Annotated in this window: 1 protein-coding gene and 1 pseudogene; both read right to left on the bottom strand. The window is 40.4% G+C overall.

Annotation, left to right across the window (positions count from 1 at the left end; genetic code table 11):
• Nucleotides 1-639: 639 nt before the first annotated feature.
• The gene (locus tag ACTQ53_RS17305; RefSeq protein WP_254880970.1) at nucleotides 640-864 is read right to left on the bottom strand and encodes a DUF3874 domain-containing protein; all 225 of its coding nucleotides are present in this window, start codon (nucleotides 862-864) and stop codon (nucleotides 640-642) included.
• Between the two features lie 606 nt (nucleotides 865-1,470).
• A pseudogene (locus ACTQ53_RS17300) lies at nucleotides 1,471-2,757 on the bottom strand (IS1380 family transposase).
• Nucleotides 2,758-2,984: the final 227 nt, after the last annotated feature.

Here is a 2,984-nt window from a genome sequence, read left to right as displayed (position 1 = left end):
AGCGATTTCTCGACAGATATTCACCAGCGGAGCCGATTGCTATGTTTCACTCTGAATGACCACACTGGTCATGCTGGATTCAAAATATGCCCCTTTTTAAAGTGGGCTCATCTTTCTAACTGGAAAAAAATATTTTCCCAGTTAGAAAGATTATTTTTTGCAAGTAGTTCTGGAACGGACAGAACCAACTGTCGCTGGTCAAAGGGAAAGGCAAGTTCTCAATAGAAGTGCAAAAATCTGAGGGGTTTCAGGCTTAATAATCTATACCTGAAAACACCGAGGGGGTTGGGGGCGAGTAGCCCCCATGTATTGAGCTATGTCAAGAAATTCAATGAGCATGCAAATATAATTATTTCGGAGCAAAGGTACACAATAAATGTGTTACTCCAAAAGAAAATGAGCGGAAAGTTACAAGAAAATAGCAAAAAAGTTTTGCTTATGCTTCCCTTAATCTAATGAAAACAATCTCATTCTTATTCCACCTTCCACCTCTCCTTCCATCTTCTGCCTTTAGAGAAGTTTGCTCCTACTTTTATGATTATAGCACGAAAATGTTTTCTGTTTTTATTGCCACATCTGCCACGTATACATTTAACTCTCTGATTAAAAGTGGATAATGCGTGGCAATAAGCGGTATTTCTATTGCCACCTAATGCCACGCATTGCCACGCTCTTTTTATGAGGGAATGAGATGAAAAGGAGAGAGACTATTTTTCTAACTACCAGATACTCAGTGCTAAATCTTGTTCTTTGGCTCTTCAATCCTTCAATATTCTGAAGCTCTCTGCCCAATTTCTGTATACTCGAAATCTGGAGGGAAGAGCCGAATTTCTGCTTCAAAATGTCGAAAATGGCGGCTGCCATCAACTTGTGGTTATTAATAGTGTTACTTTTCGGGTGCTGCTGATGTCCTGAAGTCTGTTCCCAAGTATCGGGGATATTAACCCGAGGCTTTGCCCAGTTTTACCCAAGGCGTTGGGCACTTTTCCCCGGCGGTGTCGGGTAAAAGTCTTCATAGTCTCGGGTATGAGTCCTCATGTACGTGGTTACAAGTCCTCATGGTCTTTGGCTATCAGTAGTTGACCTCTTCTGTATATCGGTCGAATCTCATATTGGTGTAACCATGTTCCTTGCACCATTGCAGGATGTACTGCTGCTGTTCAGAAACGAGTCCTGTTTTTCGCCGTAGCGTGGCATTAGGTGGCAATTGGTGGCAACAGAAAATGCCCTTATTGCAACGCTTAAATTATTAAATATCAGTTAGCTATTTTATAGCGTGGCAATAGTGGCATTATATTTTCCTCAAATCCGCAACCTATAGGGTTTCGTGGGAATTTACTTGTAAAACGACCAAAATTCTTTTATTGTACATATTCCTTGGGCATAACAGAAACGTCGTAAACACAAAATTCCCTTACCCCATAAAGCGACTTGAGGTAATACGCCGGTTTAACCAGAAAAGCATGGCCTTTAACCAAAGTCTGTCTTGAACAGGTTGGCATAAGCATAGTTGTCTGAGTAAATGTTCAATACATGCCTACGTGATGTCTTAATCCATTTCGCAGGAACAGAGATGAACTTGAAAACAAAGGTCTTGATTCTGCTGGTGGCACGCAATCCAAATTCATGGGTTTTCAATCTCTGCATAATAGCTTTGTAGAAGTTTCTGATGAGAGCTGTCATAAGCAGGAATACAGTATTCTGTGCCATGAACGATTTTGGCAATCGATTCCAGCCAAAGCCATTGTTCATGTCATCGAAGATGCGTTCCTTGCCACCACGAAGATTGTAGAATTCCACGATGTCTCTTGCACTCGACTTGTAATCGTTAGCCAGTATACATCTGTAGGTATATTCGCCTTCCCAAATGTCAAGGTCTCCATCTATTCGCCTTTGTCTCTGTATGACAAGACGATACGGTTTTCCTTTCCATTTCTCAACAAGGATAGAATTCAACTCAAACTCAATACCGTTGATTTCAACAGTTTTCCATCCAGTTAAGGCAAACATGGAATCGTAGAAAGAAGAGCATCTGTTGGCACGAATATAAAAATGCCTGCAATGAGCCTCTACCATATCTACGATTTCCTCCGAACATGAGCCGCAATCCATGCGGGCACGAGAAATATATATTTCCGAAGCCTCCAATCGCTTGAAGATTCTTTCCAAAGTTTCTTTTTGGTTGAAGCGTACGTTTGTGTTGCCGTCTCTATTTTCAATACCAACAATCATGTCGTTAATGACAGCTACACCTGGACTATAGCCCAAGAACTTCTTGTAGGTTGGTTTTGCATCATACTTCTCTGTTTCAATGAACTGATGGTCAAAGTCAAAATCATACTCTTGACCGGATTTCAATTGACCAGTAGCAAGCAGGGCATTGACCAGTAAGCAGTTCATCTTGTCTGCAGTATTGAAATCATAGGATTTGCCAGAAGCAGACTTATAGGTGATGCTCTTAAAAGTCAGTTCTTCGATAGCACGTAATATGGTGTCTGCGCTGCAAGTGCGAAGAGTTGGATGAAGAGACAAATGTTTCATCAGGTGAGTTGTAACATCCTCAATACATGAGCCACCACAAAGATATACGCACATCAGAGAGCGTAGAATCTCGCTATATTGATAACCAAACATAGTGCATCACAATCCCAAGGTGGAATCTATGGTTTGAGCTAAAAGAGCATCAAATTGCTCCATAATCGAAAAAATTCCCCCAAAAGGAGTGAGTTTCTCTGATTTAATTTGTATCTTTGCCATGTCATATTAGAGTTTTGCTTGTCTTCTTTTCGCAACACTAAGGTAAGTGAAAATTCTGACATGGCAAAATCCTGGGCAACTTTTTGTTGCTCAGGCACTTATAAATAATATTAAACTATAGTGTTGCGGAATTAAGGAACATGAAAAAAAACAGAAAAAAGCAAATCGTAGTTTTGTGTATAGCTTTAGTTTGCATCTTCATCTTGGTGTTCTCATTGTCCCATAAA

It is taken from the genome of Prevotella sp. Sow4_E9_plate, from assembly GCF_052116205.1.
Lineage (GTDB): Bacteria > Bacteroidota > Bacteroidia > Bacteroidales > Bacteroidaceae > Prevotella.
Note: the sequence above shows the minus strand (reverse complement) of the source record. Positions and strands in the feature narration are given on the sequence as shown.